The organism is Streptomyces sp. WAC05292 (genome assembly GCF_003949955.1).
Lineage (GTDB): Bacteria > Actinomycetota > Actinomycetes > Streptomycetales > Streptomycetaceae > Streptomyces > Streptomyces globosus.
The window spans coordinates 1-14,805 of sequence record NZ_RPSE01000130.1; the positions used below are offsets into that span (position 1 = coordinate 1).

General features: G+C 70.8%; 16 protein-coding genes and 2 pseudogenes. 7 read left to right on the plus strand and 11 right to left on the minus strand.

Features of this window, described 5'->3' with window-relative positions; genetic code table 11:
* Nucleotides 1–623 (plus strand): PTS transporter subunit EIIC (locus tag EF903_RS16230; RefSeq protein WP_185902685.1); only part of this gene is annotated, 623 nt, incomplete at its 5' end.
* A 367-nt stretch (nt 624–990) separates the two neighbouring features.
* Nucleotides 991–2,202, plus strand: a complete 1,212-nt coding sequence (locus tag EF903_RS16235) for a PTS transporter subunit EIIC (RefSeq protein WP_125543959.1) — start codon at nt 991–993, stop codon at nt 2,200–2,202.
* Between the two features lie 97 nt (nt 2,203–2,299).
* On the opposite strand, the gene EF903_RS16240 is transcribed toward EF903_RS16235, so the two are convergent.
* A complete protein-coding gene (locus EF903_RS16240; protein ID WP_125543948.1) occupies nt 2,300–3,052 on the minus strand; it encodes an MBL fold metallo-hydrolase in 753 nt (250 codons plus the stop codon).
* 228 nt (nt 3,053–3,280) lie between these two features.
* Here EF903_RS16240 and EF903_RS16245 point away from each other — a divergent pair, with 228 nt between their 5' ends.
* Both EF903_RS16245 and EF903_RS16250 read left to right on the plus strand, forming a co-directional pair.
* The gene (locus EF903_RS16245) at nt 3,281–3,703 is read left to right on the plus strand and encodes a hypothetical protein (protein ID WP_125543949.1); all 423 of its coding nucleotides are present in this window, start codon (nt 3,281–3,283) and stop codon (nt 3,701–3,703) included.
* A pseudogene (locus EF903_RS16250) lies at nt 3,703–4,056 on the plus strand (DUF488 domain-containing protein); the annotation flags it as partial. The gene EF903_RS16245 and the pseudogene EF903_RS16250, both read left to right, overlap by 1 nt.
* A gap of 31 nt (nt 4,057–4,087) precedes the next feature.
* On the opposite strand, the gene EF903_RS16255 reads toward EF903_RS16250, so the two are convergent.
* The 7 genes from EF903_RS16255 to clpS form a co-directional block, all read right to left on the minus strand.
* Nucleotides 4,088–5,038, minus strand: a complete 951-nt coding sequence (locus tag EF903_RS16255; RefSeq protein WP_125543950.1) for a PLP-dependent cysteine synthase family protein — start codon at nt 5,036–5,038, stop codon at nt 4,088–4,090.
* Nucleotides 5,038–5,316 (minus strand): MoaD/ThiS family protein, encoded by a 279-nt coding sequence (locus tag EF903_RS16260; RefSeq protein WP_114057707.1) that lies wholly within the window; start codon nt 5,314–5,316, stop codon nt 5,038–5,040. Before EF903_RS16260 ends, EF903_RS16255 begins: the two co-directional genes overlap by 1 nt.
* 79 nt (nt 5,317–5,395) lie before the next feature.
* The gene (locus tag EF903_RS35885; protein WP_312845931.1) at nt 5,396–5,503 is read right to left on the minus strand and encodes a putative leader peptide; all 108 of its coding nucleotides are present in this window, start codon (nt 5,501–5,503) and stop codon (nt 5,396–5,398) included.
* Nucleotides 5,504–5,580: 77 nt separating this feature from the next.
* Nucleotides 5,581–6,003, minus strand: coding sequence for a Mov34/MPN/PAD-1 family protein (locus tag EF903_RS16265; protein ID WP_125543951.1), 423 nt, complete (start codon nt 6,001–6,003; stop codon nt 5,581–5,583).
* A 110-nt stretch (nt 6,004–6,113) separates the two neighbouring features.
* Nucleotides 6,114–7,571, minus strand: a complete 1,458-nt coding sequence (locus EF903_RS16270) for an amino acid permease (protein WP_125543952.1) — start codon at nt 7,569–7,571, stop codon at nt 6,114–6,116.
* A gap of 288 nt (nt 7,572–7,859) precedes the next feature.
* Nucleotides 7,860–8,477 (minus strand): DUF2017 domain-containing protein, encoded by a 618-nt coding sequence (locus tag EF903_RS16275; protein WP_125543953.1) that lies wholly within the window; start codon nt 8,475–8,477, stop codon nt 7,860–7,862.
* Nucleotides 8,477–8,791, minus strand: a complete 315-nt coding sequence (gene clpS / locus EF903_RS16280; protein ID WP_125543954.1) for an ATP-dependent Clp protease adapter ClpS — start codon at nt 8,789–8,791, stop codon at nt 8,477–8,479. Before clpS ends, EF903_RS16275 begins: the two co-directional genes overlap by 1 nt.
* An 81-nt stretch (nt 8,792–8,872) precedes the next feature.
* On the opposite strand from clpS, the gene EF903_RS16285 reads away from it, so the two are divergent.
* Entirely contained in the window at nt 8,873–10,201 is a 1,329-nt protein-coding gene (locus EF903_RS16285; protein WP_125543955.1) for a nicotinate phosphoribosyltransferase, read from the plus strand.
* 264 nt (nt 10,202–10,465) lie between these two features.
* Nucleotides 10,466–11,068, plus strand: coding sequence for an isochorismatase family protein (locus tag EF903_RS16290; RefSeq protein ID WP_125543956.1), 603 nt, complete (start codon nt 10,466–10,468; stop codon nt 11,066–11,068).
* 17 nt (nt 11,069–11,085) lie between these two features.
* Here EF903_RS16290 and EF903_RS16295 read toward each other — a convergent pair whose 3' ends face one another.
* On the minus strand, nt 11,086–11,394 hold the full coding sequence (locus EF903_RS16295) for a hypothetical protein (RefSeq protein ID WP_125543957.1): 309 nt from the start codon (nt 11,392–11,394) through the stop codon (nt 11,086–11,088).
* Between the two features lie 126 nt (nt 11,395–11,520).
* Nucleotides 11,521–13,872: an immune inhibitor A domain-containing protein gene (locus EF903_RS16300; RefSeq protein WP_125543960.1), complete on the minus strand. Its 2,352-nt coding sequence runs from the start codon at nt 13,870–13,872 to the stop codon at nt 11,521–11,523.
* A 437-nt stretch (nt 13,873–14,309) separates the two neighbouring features.
* Here EF903_RS16300 and EF903_RS16305 point away from each other — a divergent pair, with 437 nt between their 5' ends.
* Nucleotides 14,310–14,564: a hypothetical protein gene (locus tag EF903_RS16305; RefSeq protein WP_125543958.1), complete on the plus strand. Its 255-nt coding sequence runs from the start codon at nt 14,310–14,312 to the stop codon at nt 14,562–14,564.
* On the opposite strand, the pseudogene EF903_RS16310 reads toward EF903_RS16305, so the two are convergent.
* Nucleotides 14,561–14,805: pseudogene (locus EF903_RS16310) on the minus strand (IS630 family transposase); the annotation flags it as partial. The gene EF903_RS16305 and the pseudogene EF903_RS16310 overlap by 4 nt on opposite strands.

A 14,805-nucleotide genomic window follows, 5' to 3' on the forward strand; every position in this document is an offset into this window, starting at 1 on the left:
TCTTCGGGGTGGCGAACCGTGCGCTGCTGGTGATCGGGCTGCACCAGTTCCTGAACGTGCCCGTGTGGTTCCAGTTCGGCAGTTACACGACGCCGGACGGGAAGACGGTGCACGGCGACATCAACATGTTCCTGAACGGCGACCCGGAGGCGGGCCTGTTCCTGACCGGCTTCTTCCCGATCATGATGTTCGCCCTGCCGGGGGCGGCGCTGGCGATCACGCACTGCGCGAAGCCGCAGCGCCGCAAGGAGGTGGGCGGGCTGATGCTGTCGGTGGCGCTGACGTCGTTCGTCACGGGGATCACGGAGCCGCTGGAGTACTCCTTCCTGTTCGTGGCGCCGGCGCTGTACGCGGTGCACGCGCTGCTGACGGGAGTGTCGATGGCGGTGACGTGGGCGCTGGGCGTGAAGGACGGGTTCAGCTTCTCGGCCGGGTTGATCGACTACGTCATCAACTGGGGGCTGGCGACGAAGCCGTGGCTGATCATCCCGATCGGGTTGGGCTTCGCCGCGGTGTACTACGCGGTCTTCCGCTTCGCGATCACCAGGTTCGACATCCCGACGCCGGGGCGGGAGTCGGACGAGGAGATCGCGGCGATGCAGGCCGAGAACACCAAGGCGTAACCGCTCCCCGCCCGTTTCGCCGCCGGTCGGCGCAGGCCCTCGCCACTTCGGTGCGGGGGCCTTCCGGTTGCCCGGATTCGGGCGGCGCGGGCGGCTGCGGGGCGGGGTGTGCCGCGGGACGTGCCGGGGGCGGCAAAGTGTGGCGCAGGCCACAGAAAATCGAAGGTTCCTTATCTAACCCCGACCGTGCTAAAACTGGTCTACACCACCCATTGGTGTAGACCACGCGGGTCCATCGGGAGTCCGCGTCACCCCCAACGAAGACGTCGCCGTCCCCCTTGCTCCTCTGGCGGCGCCTTGCCCCCTGGAGGAAGTTGTGACCACGGCTGCCGCCCCCGCGGCCGAGAAGAAGAAGGGCGCCGGCGCGATGGCTGTCATGCAGCGCATCGGCCGCAGCCTCATGCTCCCCGTCGCGGTGCTGCCGGCCGGCGCACTCCTGATCCGCCTGGGCCAGGATGACATGCTCGCCGACAAGGACCTGCCGTCGTTCCTCAACACCATCGGCGGCTACATGGCCGCCGGCGGCGAGGCGATCATCGGCAACATGGCGCTGCTCTTCGCGGTCGGCATCGCCATCGGCTTCGCGAAGAAGTCCGACGGCTCGACCGCGCTCGCGGCCGTGACCGGCTACCTCGTCTTCCAGAAGGTCCTCGCCACCTTCACCGACCCGAACCTGCCCAAGCTGTCCAAGGTCGTGGACGGCAAGATCGTACAGGTCGAGGCCCCGGTCGACGCGAAGGTCCTCGGCGGCGTCGTCATGGGCATCGTCGTCGCCCTCCTGTACCAGCGGTTCTACCGGACCAAGCTGCCGGACTGGGCGGGCTTCTTCGGCGGCCGCCGCCTCGTCCCGATCCTCTCCGCCTTCGCGGGCCTCGCCATCGGCATCCTCTTCGGCCTCATCTGGCCGGTCCTGGGCTCCGGCCTGCACAACGTGGGCGAGTGGCTGGTCGGCTCCGGCGCCGTCGGCGCGGGCATCTTCGGTGTCGTCAACCGCGCGCTGATCCCGGTCGGCATGCACCACCTGCTGAACTCCTTCCCGTGGTTCCAGGCCGGCGAGTACAACGGCAAGAGCGGCGACATCGCCCGCTTCCTGGCGGGCGACCCCACCGCCGGCCAGTTCATGACCGGCTTCTTCCCGATCATGATGTTCGCGCTCCCCGCGGCCTGCCTCGCGATCGTCCACTGCGCCCGCCCCGAGCGCCGCAAGGTCGTCGGCGGCATGATGTTCTCCCTCGCGCTCACCGCCTTCGTCACCGGCGTGACCGAGCCGATCGAGTTCACGTTCATGTTCATCGCCCCGGTGCTGTACGCGGTCCACGCGGTGCTGACCGGTATCTCCATGGCGCTGACCTGGGCGCTCGGCATGAAGAGCGGCTTCGGCTTCTCCGCCGGTGCGATCGACTTCCTGCTGAACCTGGGCATCTCCACCAAGCCGCTGGGGATCGTCGTGGTCGGCCTGGCCTTCGCCGTGGTCTACTACGCGGTCTTCCGCTTCGCGATCATCAAGTGGAACCTGCCGACGCCGGGCCGCGAGTCCGACGAGGAGCTCGCCGAGCTGCAGAAGGCCGAGGCCAAGTAAGGGCCGCCTCGGCCGGAAACCGCCGAAGCCCCCGCTCTCCCGTCGAGGGAGGGCGGGGGCTTCGCCGTATGCGGGGGCGGTGCGGAACGGTCCGGGCTCAGACCTCGTACACGGCGCCCGCGTACGCGAGGTCCACCGGGCCGTCGTACGCCGCGCGCGCGTCGGCGATGTTCTGGCGGGCGTCCGTCCACGGCGGGATGTGGGTCAGCACGAGCCTCCCGACGCGGCCGTCGCGCGCGAACTCGCCCGCCTCGCGGCCGTTGAGGTGGAGGTCGGGGATGTTCTCCTTGCCGTGCGTGAACGACGCCTCGCACAGGAACAGGTCGACGCCCTCCGCGAGCGCCGCCAGTTCGGCGCAGACCCCGGTGTCGCCCGAGTAGGCCAGCGAGCGGCCGCCGTGCTCGACGCGGATGCCGTAGGCCTCCACCGGATGGCTGACCCGCTCGGTGCGGACCTGGAACGGGCCGATCTCGAAGGCGCCGGGCTTCAGCGTGCGGAAGTCGAAGACCTCGCTCATCGAGCGCTCGTCGGGGACGTCGTCGTACGCGGTCGTCAGGCGCTTCTCGGTGCCCTCGGGGCCGTACACGGGGAGGGGCCCGCAGCGGCCGCCCTCGTGGCGGTAGTAGCGGGCCACGAAGTACGCGCACATGTCGATGCAGTGGTCGGCGTGCAGGTGGCTGAGGAAGATCGCGTCGAGGTCGTACAGGCCGCAGTGGCGCTGCAGCTCGCCGAGGGCGCCGTTGCCCATGTCGAGGAGCAGCCGGAAGCCGTCGGCCTCGACGAGGTAGCTCGAGCAGGCCGATTCCGCGGACGGGAACGACCCCGAGCAGCCGACGACGGTGAGCTTCATGGAGTGACAACCTCCGGGACGGTCCGTGGACGGAGTGCGGGCCGTGCGTGGGTCGAGCGTAAGGCGCGAAACGTCGGGTCGCTCCTCCGCGGCAGGCCGTTGTGGGGGGAATCACCTGTGCTGTCACCCGGCAGAGCGAAGCGGGGCCCGGGAGTTGCCGTTGCGGGGGCGGCGCGGGCGGCGGTGGACTGCCGTGCCGGGGCGTGCGGGCGCGGCTACCGTCGGACTATGGACACGTCCTGGTGGCCGGCGGCCGCGGCGGTGGTGGCCGTGCTGCTGCTGGTGCTGGTCGCGGGGGTGCGGCCGGGTGCCGGCCGGGGGGCGCCGCCGCCGCACGGCCGGGGCCCGGCGCCGCAGCCGCGGCCGGGCGAGCTGTGGTGCCTGGCGGACGGGCGGCCGTGCCTGGTGCTGGCGTCCCGGCCGGTACGGGCGCACCGGGCGCGCGTCGCGTGGATCAGCGGCAAGTACGACGACCGGCGGGCCGGGGTGATCCCGCTGCCGCCGGGGACGGTCGGGCTGACGCCGGGCCGGGTGGGGTACCTGGAGGCGGACCGCCCGGCGGAGGTGTGGGTGTGGGAGTTCCGCAGCCGGCTGGGCACGCTGGACCCGGCGGTGTGGGACGAGGTCAAGGGACTCGGAGGAGGACGCTGATGGCACGGGCGGCGGTGCGGGTGCGGCGCGTCTACGACCCCCCGGAGCCGGGGGCGGACGGGGTGCGGGTGCTGGTGGACCGGCTGTGGCCGCGGGGCCTGGCGAAGGCGGACGCGGCGGTGGACGAGTGGCCGAAGGCGGTCACCCCGTCCGCGGAGCTCCGCAAGGAGTACCACGCGGGCGGCGTCTCTGCGGAGGAGTTCCGCGAGCGGTACGAGGCGGAGCTGGCGGAACCGGAACCCGCCGCGGAACTGGACCGGCTGCGGGCCCTCGCGGAGCGGGGTCCGCTGACCCTGCTGACCGCGGTCCGCGAACCGGACTCCAGCCATGCGGCGGTCTTGGCGGACCTCCTGGCGCCCAGCCGGCCCGCCCCACCCCCGGCCGTCAGGCCCAGAGTTGGCCCTGGAGGACCTCGACCGCCTCCTCCGTCGTCGCCGCCGTGTAGACGCCGGTCGACAGGTACTTCCAGCCTCCGTCGGCCACGACGAAGACGATGTCGGCGCTCTCGCCGGCGGCGACCGCCTTGCGGCCGACGCCGATCGCCGCGTGGAGGGCGGCGCCGGTGGAGACGCCCGCGAAGATGCCCTCCTGCTGGAGGAGTTCGCGGGTGCGGGCCACCGCGTCCGCGGAGCCCACCGAGTAGCGGGTGGTGAGCACCGAGGCGTCGTACAGCTCGGGCACGAAGCCCTCGTCGAGGTTCCGGAGGCCGTAGACGAGGTCGTCGTACCGCGGCTCGGCGGCGACGATCTTCACGCCCTCGACGTGCTCGCGCAGGTAGCGGCCGGCGCCCATCAGGGTGCCGGTGGTGCCGAGGCCCGCCACGAAGTGGGTGATCGAGGGGAGGTCACGCAGGATCTCGGGCCCGGTGCCGGCGTAGTGGGCGCCCGCGTTGTCCGGGTTGCCGTACTGGTAGAGCATCACCCAGTCCGGGTGCTCGGCCGCCAGCTCCTTGGCGACGCGGACCGCGGTGTTGGAGCCGCCGGCCGCGGGCGAGGAGATGATCTCGGCTCCCCACATGGCGAGAAGGTCGCGGCGCTCCTGGCTGGTGTTCTCCGGCATGACGCACACGATCCGGTAGCCCTTGAGCTTCGCCGCCATCGCCAGGGAGATGCCGGTGTTGCCGGAGGTGGGCTCCAGGATGGTGCAGCCGGGGTACAGCCTGCCGTCCTTCTCGGCCTGCTCGACCATGTGGAGCGCGGGGCGGTCCTTGATCGAGCCGGTCGGGTTCCGGTCCTCCAGCTTGGCCCAGATGCGGACGTCCTCGGAGGGCGACAGCCTGGGCAGCCGGACGAGCGGGGTGTTGCCGACCGCGGCCAGCGGGGAGTCGTAGCGCATCAGGCGGCGCCGCCGGCGACCGCCGGGAGGATCGTCACGCTGTCGCCGTCCTTGAGGGGGGTGGCGATGCCGTCGAGGAAGCGGACGTCCTCGTCGTTGAGGTAGACGTTCACGAAGCGGCGCAGCTTGCCGCCGTCGACGATGCGCTCCTCGATCCCCTTGTGGCGCGTCTCCAGGTCCGCGAAGAGCTCGGACAGGGTGCCGCCCTCGCCGGTGACGGCCTTCTCGCCGTCGGTGTAGGTGCGGAGGATGGTCGGGATGCGGACCTCGATGGCCATGGCAGGCTCCAGTCGGATGGGTGCGGGGAAGATGAGGGGCGCGCGGCTCGATGGCCCCGGCGCGAGGGGGCTGCGGTGCTCAGGCGGCAGGACAGATACTGCTGGCGAGGCGGCACAGGTCGACGTGCAGCCGTGCCACGAGCAGGGGCCTGCCGGGCTTCTCGGTGCTCACGTCGGGGAAAACCATGCGGTCATGTTAACGATTCCCGGTCGCCCGAATGGAGTGTGATTCCGCATCGTGGACGGAATGCGCTCACATGTCGGTCAGTAGGCCTCGACGACCTGCACTTCCTCCTCCGTGATCACGCCGTCGACGATGCGGTAGGAGCGGAACTGGAACTCGCCGAGGCCGTCGGTGTCGGCGGTGGAGACCAGGACGTAGTGGGCGCCGGGCTCGTTGGCGTAGGCGACATCGGTGCGCGAGGGGTAGGCCTGGGTCGCGGTGTGCGAGTGGTAGACGATCACGGGCTCCTCGTCCCGGTCGTCGAGTTCGCGGTAGAGCCGCAGGAGGTCCTTGGAGTCGAATTCGTAGAACGTGGGCGAGCGGGCCGCGTTCAGCATGGGGATGAACCGCTCGGGCCGGCCGGTGCCCGCGGGGCCGGCGACGACGCCGCACGCCTCGTCGGGGTGGTCCTTGCGGGCGTGCGCGACGATCTGGTCGTACAGGGCCTGGGTGAGGGTCAGCATGACCGACAGGATAAGCAGACGGGCCCTCCCGTACCGAGGTGTGGTACGGAAGGGCCCGAATGCCGGACAGGGTGTGTGCGGGGCGGAGCCCCGGGGCTCGCTCGTGCGGGTCAGGTGGCGGCGGAGGCCTTGGCGGTGGCCCGGGCCCCGTCGCCGCTGCCGCCGCCGCGGCGGATGACGAGGTAGGCGATGCCGAGGGCGAGGCCCCACAGCGGGGCGCAGTACAGGGAGACCCGGGCGTCCTTGTCGGCGCCCATCATGACGATGACCATGCCGATGAAGAGCAGGGCGAACCAGCTCGTCCAGGGGGCGCCGGGGGCGCGGAAGGCGGAGCCGGGGAGTTCGCCGCGGTCGGCGCGGGCGCGGTAGCGGATCTGGCAGACCAGGATCATGATCCAGGCCCACATGCCGGAGATGGTGGCGAAGGAGACGACGTAGTCGAAGGCCTTGCCGGGGGCCACGTAGTTGATCCAGACGCCCACCAGCATCAGCGAGGCCGAGAAGGTGGTGCCGACCAGCGGGGTGCCGTTCTTGGTGAGCCGGGTGAACAGCCGGGGGCCCTGGCCGTTGAGGGCGAGGTCGCGCAGCATGCGGCCGGTGGAGTACATGCCCGAGTTGCAGGAGGACAGGGCGGCGGTGAGCACGACGAAGTTGACGATGGCGGCGCCGACGCCGAGGCCCATGCGCTCGAAGGCGGCGACGAACGGGGAGACGCCGGGCTGGAAGTGCGTCCACGGCACGACCGACAGGATCATGATAAGCGCGCCGACGTAGAAGACGGCGATGCGCCACGGCACGGTGTTGATGGCCTTGGGCAGGGTCTTCGCCGGGTCCTTGGACTCGCCGGCGGTGACGCCGACGAGTTCGACGGCGAGGAAGGCGAACATCACGATCTGCAGGGTCATCAGCGTGCCGCCGATGCCCTTGGGGAAGAAGCCGCCGTCGTTCCACAGGTTGCTGACGGAGGCGGTCTCGGCGGCGTCCGAGAAGCCGATGGTGAGGATGCCGGCGCAGATGAGGATCATGCCGATGATGGCGGTGACCTTGACCATGGAGAACCAGAACTCCAGCTCGCCGAAGAGCTTCACGGAGATCAGGTTGGCGCCGTAGAGGATGACGGTGAAGATGAGCGCGTACGCCCACTGCGGGAAGCTGTCGCCCGTCCAGTACGCCATGTACTGGGCTGCGGCGGTGACTTCGGTGATGCCGGTGACGACCCAGAAGAGCCAGTAGGTCCAGCCGGTGACGAAGCCGGCGAACGGGCCGATGAACTCCCGGGCGTAGTCCGAGAAGGAGCCCGCGACGGGCCGGTACATCAGCAGCTCGCCGAGGGCGCGCATGATGAAGAAGATGACCAGGCCCGCGAGGGCGTAGGCCAGGATGAGGCTCGGTCCCGCCTTCGAGATGGCCTTGCCGGCGCCGAGGAAGAGCCCGGTGCCGATGGCCCCGCCGATCGCGATCATCTGGATCTGGCGGGCGCCGAGCGTGCGGTGGTACCCCTCGCCACCCTCGGCCGCGGCGCCCTCCCCGGACGCCTTGTGGTGCTGCTCGACCTGCACAGAGGTCATGGTGTGGTGCGCCTTTCTCCACGCCGACCCGCGCCTGGAACGGCTGCGGATCGGGTCCTCGATCCCCCCGGATACGGATGGAGTTGCACGCCGGCGGTCAGCCGGTTCAAGCAGGCCGCGGGAACATGGGTGGCGCCCCGTCGGCGATCGGCAAGATCTATCACGGGCGTACGGATGATCAAAGGTCGCACATGTGATGCAGGGCACGCCAAAATCGGGACAAGTGGAGATAAGACCGTCAGATCATTGCATGGAGTTGATCTGATCGTTATCCGGATTTGAGCGTTGTCAGAGGGTTTCGACGAGAGTCTCCTGGAGCCCGCCGAGCCACAGGTACGCCATCACCATCGGCTTGCGCGGGTCGTCGTCCGGCAGCCGGAACAGCGCCGCGCTCTCGTCGTCCTCGGTGATCTCCAGACGGGCCGCGATCGTCAGCCGCAGGTCGTTGAGCGCGCCGAGCCAGCGCAGCGGCTGCTCCCCGGTCAGCTCCAGCCGGGACGGCTCCCCGCCGCCGTCCGCGGCGAGCCCGTCCAGGCTGCGGACGACGGCCAGCGCGTCCTCGCGCTTGCGCGTGCGCAGGTCGTTCTCGGTGTAGCGGCGGAACTCCGCCGACCAGTCGTCCAGCCGGGCCCGGTCCGCGCCCTCCGGGGTGCCCGGGCCGCCGTACGCGTCGGGGAAGAGGCGGGCCAGCGCAGGGTCTGCGGGCCGCTCCGTGGGCCCCTGGCCCGCCTCGGCGAACAGCACGGCGAGCGGATCGGCGTCCGCGTCCGGCTCGGGGGCGCCCGGCCCGATCAGCTCCAGGAGCTGGACGGCCAGGGAGCGCAGGATGGAGACCTCGATCTCGTCCAGCGCGATGGCGGCTCCGCCGCCCTTGAGGGGCTCGAACATGCCCGCGGTCCGCCCCATCAGATCCGGTCCTGGGAGAGGGTCGCCCACAGGCCGTAGCCGTGCATGGCCTGCACGTCGCGCTCCATTTCCTCGCGGGTGCCGCTGGAGACGACGGCCCGCCCCTTGTGGTGGACGTCGAGCATCAGCTTGTGCGCCTTGTCCTTCGAGTAGCCGAAGTACGCCTGGAACACGTACGTCACGTAGCTCATGAGGTTGACGGGGTCGTTGTGCACCAGGGTCACCCATGGGACGTCGGGTTCGGGGACCGCGGATGCCTCTTCGGCGGACTCGGTGCGTTCGATCTCAATGGGAGCAACACTCACCCGACCCATGCTGCCACTGTGACGGGCCCGTCGCACAAACAGGCCCCCACATTTCGTCACTCTGACGAAATGTGCGCTAGCATCCCTGCCATGAACCCTGCGGACCTGGGCCTGCCGGTGGACGTGCCGTCGACAGCGCTCTTCACGGACCATTACGAGCTCACGATGCTGCAGGCCGCCCTGGCGAACGGCACCGCCGACCGCCGCTCGGTCTTCGAGGTCTTCACCCGGCGCCTGCCCGAAGGACGCCGCTACGGCGTCGTCGCCGGCACCGGCCGCGTCCTCGACGCGGTCGAGAACTTCCGCTTCGACAGCGCCGTCCTCGACTTCCTGCGCGAACGCGCCGTCGTCGACATGCGCACCCTCGACTGGCTCTCCTCCTACCGCTTCTCCGGCGACATCTGGGGCTACCCCGAGGGCGAGGTCTACTTCCCCGGCTCGCCGATCATGCGCGTCGAGGGCAGCTTCGCCGAATGCGTGCTGCTGGAGACCGTCATCCTGTCGATCCTCAACCACGACTCGGCGATCGCCGCCGCCGCCTCCCGGATGGCCTCCGCCGCCGGAGACCGCCCCCTCATCGAGATGGGCGCCCGGCGCACCCACGAGCTCGCCGCCGTCGCCGCCTCGCGCGCCGCGTACGTCGGCGGCTTCGCCTCCACCTCCGACCTCGCCGCCGGATTCCGCTACGGGATCCCCACCGTCGGCACCTCCGCCCACGCCTTCACCCTGCTCCACGACACCGAGCGCGACGCCTTCACCGCGCAGGTCGCCTCCCTCGGCAGCGGAACCACCCTGCTGGTGGACACGTACGACGTCGCCGAAGCCGTCCGCACCGCCGTCGAGGTCGCCGGCACCGGGCTCGGCGCCGTCCGCATCGACTCCGGCGACCTGCTCCTCGTCGCCCACCGCGTGCGGCAGCAGCTCGACGAGCTCGGCGCCGAGCAGACCCGGATCGTCGTCACCTCCGACCTCGACGAGTACGCCATCGCCTCGCTCGCCGCGGCGCCCGTCGACGCGTACGGGGTGGGGACGCAGCTCGTCACCGGCAGCGGGCACCCCACCTGCTCCATGGTCTACAAGCTCGTCGCGCGCGCCGAGTCCGCCGATCCGAAGGCGCCGCTCGCGCCCGTCGCGAAGAAGTCCGCGAGCGGGAAGACCTCCATCGGGGGGCGGAAGTGGGCGGCGCGGCGGCTGGATGCCGACGGGGTCGCCGAGGCGGAGGTCGTCGGGACCGGGGCCGTGCCGGCCGGGCTGGCCGGGCAGCAGCTGCTCGTGCCGCTCGTGAAGGGCGGGGAGGTCGTCGCGCGGGAGCCGCTCGACGCGGCGCGGGAGCGGCATGTGCGGGCTCGGGGCGGCCTGCCGCTGTCCGCGACGCAGCTCTCGCGGGGCGAGGCGGTCATCCCGACCGAGTACGTCTGACCCGGGCCCGGGTCCCGGCCGCCGGGCCGGGGTCTCGGCCGCCGGGCCGGGGTCCCGGCCGCCGGGCCGGGTCGGGGGCCGCTGCGCGGAGCCTTCTCCCCGCCCCGCCCCTTCCCGAACCGGGGGCCTTGCCCCCGGACCCCCGCGCCTCAGCCGGCGGCGGGGCTGGATTGCCGCCCCCTGCATTTGTGGCGCGGCGCGGGGGAAGAGCCCCCGTGCAGGGGCTCGCCGCAGCACACCACACCAAGCCGAAGGGCATGCGACATGCACCGCGCACTGATCGTCGTCGACGTACAGAACGACTTCTGCGAAGGCGGCAGCCTCGCGGTCGCCGGCGGGGCCGGGGTGGCCGCCGCCATCACCGAGCTGATCGGCCAGTCCACGGCCGTCTACCGGCACGTCGTCGCCACCCGCGACCACCACGTCGACCCGGGCGCGCACTTCGCGGCGCCGCCCGCCGAGCCGGACTACGAGAACTCCTGGCCCGTGCACTGCGTCGCCGGGACCGAGGGGGTCGGGTTCCACCCGAACTTCGCGCCCGCGGTCGCCTCCGGGGCCGTCTCCGCCGTGTTCAGCAAGGGCGCCTACGAGGCCGCCTACAGCGGCTTCGAGGGCGCCGACGAGAACGGCACCCCGCTCGCCGACTGGCTGCGCGAGCGCGAGGTCGGCGAGGTCGACGTCGTCGGCATCGCCACCGACCACTGCGTCCGCGCCACCGCGCTGGACGCCGCCCGCGCCGGCCTGCGCACCCGCGTCCTGCTCGACCTCACGGCGGGCGTGGCCCCGCACACCACGGACAGGGCGCTGCAGGAGCTCCGCGAGGCCGGGGTGGAGCTCAGCGGCACGCCCGTCGTCAAGGGCGGCTGAGGCGCCCGTACCGCTTCTCAGGCGCCGCGCAGCAGGGCGCGTATCGGGCGCCACAGGTCGCCGCGGTCGGGGAGGGCCCGCCACAGGAGCCCGTCCGGGTGGTGCAGGACCGCGGTGACCTCGTCCGGCGTCGGCGGCTCCGTGTTGCCGCGCAGGTATACGGCGCGCAGGCCGAGGTTGCGCAGCCTGGTCAGGGCGCGGGCCCGGTTCGCGGCGTGGACCAGGACCCGGACGGGCCCGGCCTCCCCGGCCCCGGCGGGTCGCGGCAGGGTCAGCGCCACGACGACGCTCCCGTTGGGGAGCCTGGTGAAACCTCCTGCGGGCATGCGCTGCGTCTCCCCCGTCAGCTGGGCGTCGAAAGCGGTGGTCGTTTCCGCATCAAACCGCGATCGGCCGCCGCCCGCTAGTGGGCGACGGCCGATCATGGCGTGACCTGCTGTTTTACCGGATCACTACTTGGCGGGGCCGACCTCGACCGTCATCTGGAGACCGTCGTAGGTCTCCTTCTTGATCTTGATCTTGGTGTTGGTGTCGGACACCTTCACCGAGCCGGTCGGGTTCTCGTCGTAGTAGTACTTGCCCTTGTGGTCGTCGAAGACCATGTTCGCGGGCTTCGGCTTCAGGAAGAGCGACTCGCCGTTCTTGTGCAGCGTGAACGCGTCCGTGGAGTACGCGCTGAAGGTCGCGTCGTACGGCTGGATCTTGTTGCGCAGCAGCGTGCCGTCCGACCACTTCATCGGCTTGGCGTTGGCGTCGATCGGCAGGATCAGGCCCTGGCCGGGGTGCTGGCTGGTGTTGTTGTCCTTCTGGGAGGTGTCCCAGAGCCAGATCAGCAGGCCGTCCTGGTAGGGGTAGTGCTCGACCCAGTTCGGGCGGGTGCTCGCCCAGCCGAAGTTGTACGGGCCCACCTTGAGGGTGGAGTCGTACGAGACGTAGCGGCGGTTCTCCGCGATGTAGTACTGCGCGTAGTCCTTGGTGAAGCCCGCGCCGATCCGGGAGAAGCCCTTGCCGGTCCAGCCGTTGTCGCCGTTCTCGGCGCCGTCGGTGAACAGCGCGGAGCCGTCCGCGGTCAGGGTGACGGCGTCGGCGGTGAAGCCCTTGCCGCCCGCGCCGCCGTCCGTCTGGTAGCGGAAGCGGAGGTCGAACTTCTTGCCCGCGTAGGCGTCGAGCGGGAAGTTCAGGTCCTGCCAGCCGCCGGAGACGTCGGTCAGGGCCGGGGCGCCCGCGGCGTCGACGGGGAGGGCCTTGCCGCCCGCCGTACCCGCGAGGGCGGTCCAGGTGGCGCCGCCGTCGGTGGACACCTCGGTGTAGAGGTAGTCGTAGTCCTTCTCGATGTCCCACCAGCCCTTGAGGGACAGGGCGGCGGACTTCTTGCCGGTCAGGTCGACCGAGCGGGTCAGGGTGTTCTTGAGGTCGTCACCCATGCCGCTCCACCACTGCGAGGAACCCTCGGCAGGGGCGGTGATGTCGGTCTTGACCTGCTTCTTCGGCAGCTCGACGACGAGCGCCTGCTTGTCCTTGGTGTTGTACGCCGACACACCGAGCTTGTGGGTGGACTTCGTCGCGGCCTTGGCCGTGTCGTAGTTCAGCCAGCCCAGCTGGAGCTTGTCCCAGGCGGTCATGTCGCCCGGCATGTCGCCTATGGAGTCCTTGCCCTCGCCGAGCCAGGAGCCGGCGGACATCAGCGACCAGAAGCCGACGCCGTTCTCGCCGCCGCCGGAGGTGTCGTACAGGTCCGGCAGGCCGAGGTCGTGGCCGTACTCGTGGGCGAAGACGCCGAGGCCGCCGTTCTCCGGCTGCATCGTGTAGTCGCCGACCCAGATGCCGGTGTTGCCGATCTGCGTGCCGCCGGCCTTGTTGTTCTCCGGGCCGGTCTTGCCCGCGTTGGTGCCGTAGGCGTACCAGCGGTGAGCCCAGAGGGCGTTGGCGCCTTCCTTGCCGCCGCCGGCCGACTCGTCCTCGCCCGCGTGGACGATCTGGAAGTGGTCGATGTAGCCGTCGGACTCGTTGAAGTTGCCGTCGCCGTCGAAGTCGTAGCGGTCCCACTGGTCGTACTGGGACAGCTGCGCCTTGATCTGCTCGTCGGTCTTGCCGGCCTTCTTCTGCGCCTCGGTCCAGGCGGTGACGCCGTCGCGGACGGTGTCCCACACGTTGGAGCAGTTGCTCTGGCCGCAGTAGTTCGAGCCGTAGCGGGCCTCGTTGTACGGGACCTTGACCCAGTCGGAGACCTCGCCCTCGACCGAGTAGCGGCCCGAGGAGGCCCGCTCGTAGTAGGTCTTCAGGGAGTGCTTGCCCTGGCCCGTACCGAAGTACAGCTCCTGGAAGTACTCGCGGCTGAAGTCCTTGCGCCAGGCGGTGCTGTTGTTGTCGGCGCGGTTCGGCTGGGCGATGGTGTTGTGCAGCGGGCCGGGCGTGCCGCCGTACTTCGCGACGGGCGGCTTCGGGCCGTCCGGGCCGTCCGGGTCGAAGGTGGTCTCGTTGTCGACCTGGTCGCCGAACTCGACGAGGATCGTGAAGATCTTGTCGGTCTTCTCGCGGCCGAGCTCGACGTACTTCTTGTCGTCGAGCTTGACGACCTTGGAGGCGCCCCGCTGCTCCACGCCCTTCTTGCCCGCCAGCACCTGGTCAAGGGCAGCCTCGCGCGCCTGCGTCTGCTGCTTGCTGTACGGGCCTTCGAGGTCGTGCTTGACCTTCTCCTTGGCGGGAGCGGTCGGGTCCTGGCGGTCCACGGCGGGCGCGGCCGACGGGGCCTCGTGGGCCTGGACGGTGGTGAAGGCGGCGCCGGTGGCCGCGGTGGCGGCCATGGTCACGCCGATGGCCGCCGCGCGCAGGGCACGCCGACGGCTGGAGTTGCTGGTCACTTGATGTCGTTCCCCTCCCGCGGCCGCGACACAGGTCGGAACGTCTCCGAAGGAGCGGGGGGTTCCGCGCGGCGCGCGTCTCAAGTGACGACATTTGACCGGAGAGTCTAAAGAAAAGACAGACCTTGACTTCTTCCTTACAACTGCACTATGCGGTGGGCGAGTTCCGCTATCCGGACGTTCTCCGGCCTTACGGGACGAACGGCGCGTCCCGACCGGCATGTGAGACGGGGGCGTGAGCCCGTGCGCCCCCCGCGCACCGGCGACCGTGGGTCAGGTCACGCTTACGGCCCGTTCCGTACGGGCATCCCTCGGCGTAGAGTCGCCTGCGCGCGACCCAGCCCAGCCGCCTCCCCTCCCGCCCCCGAGGACGGATACCCATGCCGCCGCGCCCGACCGCCGCCCAGCTCGTGTACGGGTCCGCCGCCGTCGTCGTCTCGACGCTCGTCCTGCTGCTGCTGACGCAGGCGCGCTCCGTGGCCGGCGTCGGGTTCGCCGCCACCGCAGCCCTCGGCATCGGCGTGCTCGTCGCGCTCGCCGCCGACCCGCGGCGCGCGAGCCGTCCGCACGAGGCGGCGGCCGCCCGGGGATCCGAACCCCGGGCGGCCGCCGCCGAACAGCCCGCGCACCGCTAGTGACCTGAGTCAGAGATTCGTCGGCAGTAGGCGGCGACTTTGTCGAGGATCTCGTCGGCTGTCTTCGTCCAGGCGAAGGGTCTGGGGTGCTCGTTCCAGTCGGCGAGCCAGGCCCGGATGTCGCGTTCGAGGGCTTGGACGGAGCGGTGGACTCCGCGCTTGAGCTTCTTCTGCGTGAGCTCGGCGAACCACCGCTCGACCAGGTTCAGCCAGGACGCGCTGGTCGGCGTGAAGTGCAGTT

Bases quoted from the DNA above. Each gene is read 5' to 3' on its own strand.
- EF903_RS16295 (WP_125543957.1), bottom strand. From the start codon at position 11,394: ATGCCCGCAGGAGGTTTCACCAGGCTCCCCAACGGGAGCGTCGTCGTG.
- EF903_RS16265 (WP_125543951.1), bottom strand. From the start codon at position 6,003: ATGCTGACCCTCACCCAGGCCCTGTACGACCAGATCGTCGCGCACGCC.
- EF903_RS16245 (WP_125543949.1), top strand. From the start codon at position 3,281: ATGGACACGTCCTGGTGGCCGGCGGCCGCGGCGGTGGTGGCCGTGCTG.
- EF903_RS35885 (WP_312845931.1), bottom strand. From the start codon at position 5,503: ATGGTTTTCCCCGACGTGAGCACCGAGAAGCCCGGCAGGCCCCTGCTC.
- clpS (WP_125543954.1), bottom strand. From the start codon at position 8,791: ATGGGTCGGGTGAGTGTTGCTCCCATTGAGATCGAACGCACCGAGTCC.
- EF903_RS16285 (WP_125543955.1), top strand. From the start codon at position 8,873: ATGAACCCTGCGGACCTGGGCCTGCCGGTGGACGTGCCGTCGACAGCG.
- EF903_RS16305 (WP_125543958.1), top strand. From the start codon at position 14,310: ATGCCGCCGCGCCCGACCGCCGCCCAGCTCGTGTACGGGTCCGCCGCC.
- EF903_RS16300 (WP_125543960.1), bottom strand. From the start codon at position 13,872: ATGGCCGCCACCGCGGCCACCGGCGCCGCCTTCACCACCGTCCAGGCC.
- EF903_RS16240 (WP_125543948.1), bottom strand. From the start codon at position 3,052: ATGAAGCTCACCGTCGTCGGCTGCTCGGGGTCGTTCCCGTCCGCGGAA.
- EF903_RS16270 (WP_125543952.1), bottom strand. From the start codon at position 7,571: ATGACCTCTGTGCAGGTCGAGCAGCACCACAAGGCGTCCGGGGAGGGC.
- EF903_RS16235 (WP_125543959.1), top strand. From the start codon at position 991: ATGGCTGTCATGCAGCGCATCGGCCGCAGCCTCATGCTCCCCGTCGCG.
- EF903_RS16260 (WP_114057707.1), bottom strand. From the start codon at position 5,316: ATGGCCATCGAGGTCCGCATCCCGACCATCCTCCGCACCTACACCGAC.
- EF903_RS16290 (WP_125543956.1), top strand. From the start codon at position 10,466: ATGCACCGCGCACTGATCGTCGTCGACGTACAGAACGACTTCTGCGAA.
- EF903_RS16255 (WP_125543950.1), bottom strand. From the start codon at position 5,038: ATGCGCTACGACTCCCCGCTGGCCGCGGTCGGCAACACCCCGCTCGTC.
- EF903_RS16275 (WP_125543953.1), bottom strand. From the start codon at position 8,477: ATGGGGCGGACCGCGGGCATGTTCGAGCCCCTCAAGGGCGGCGGAGCC.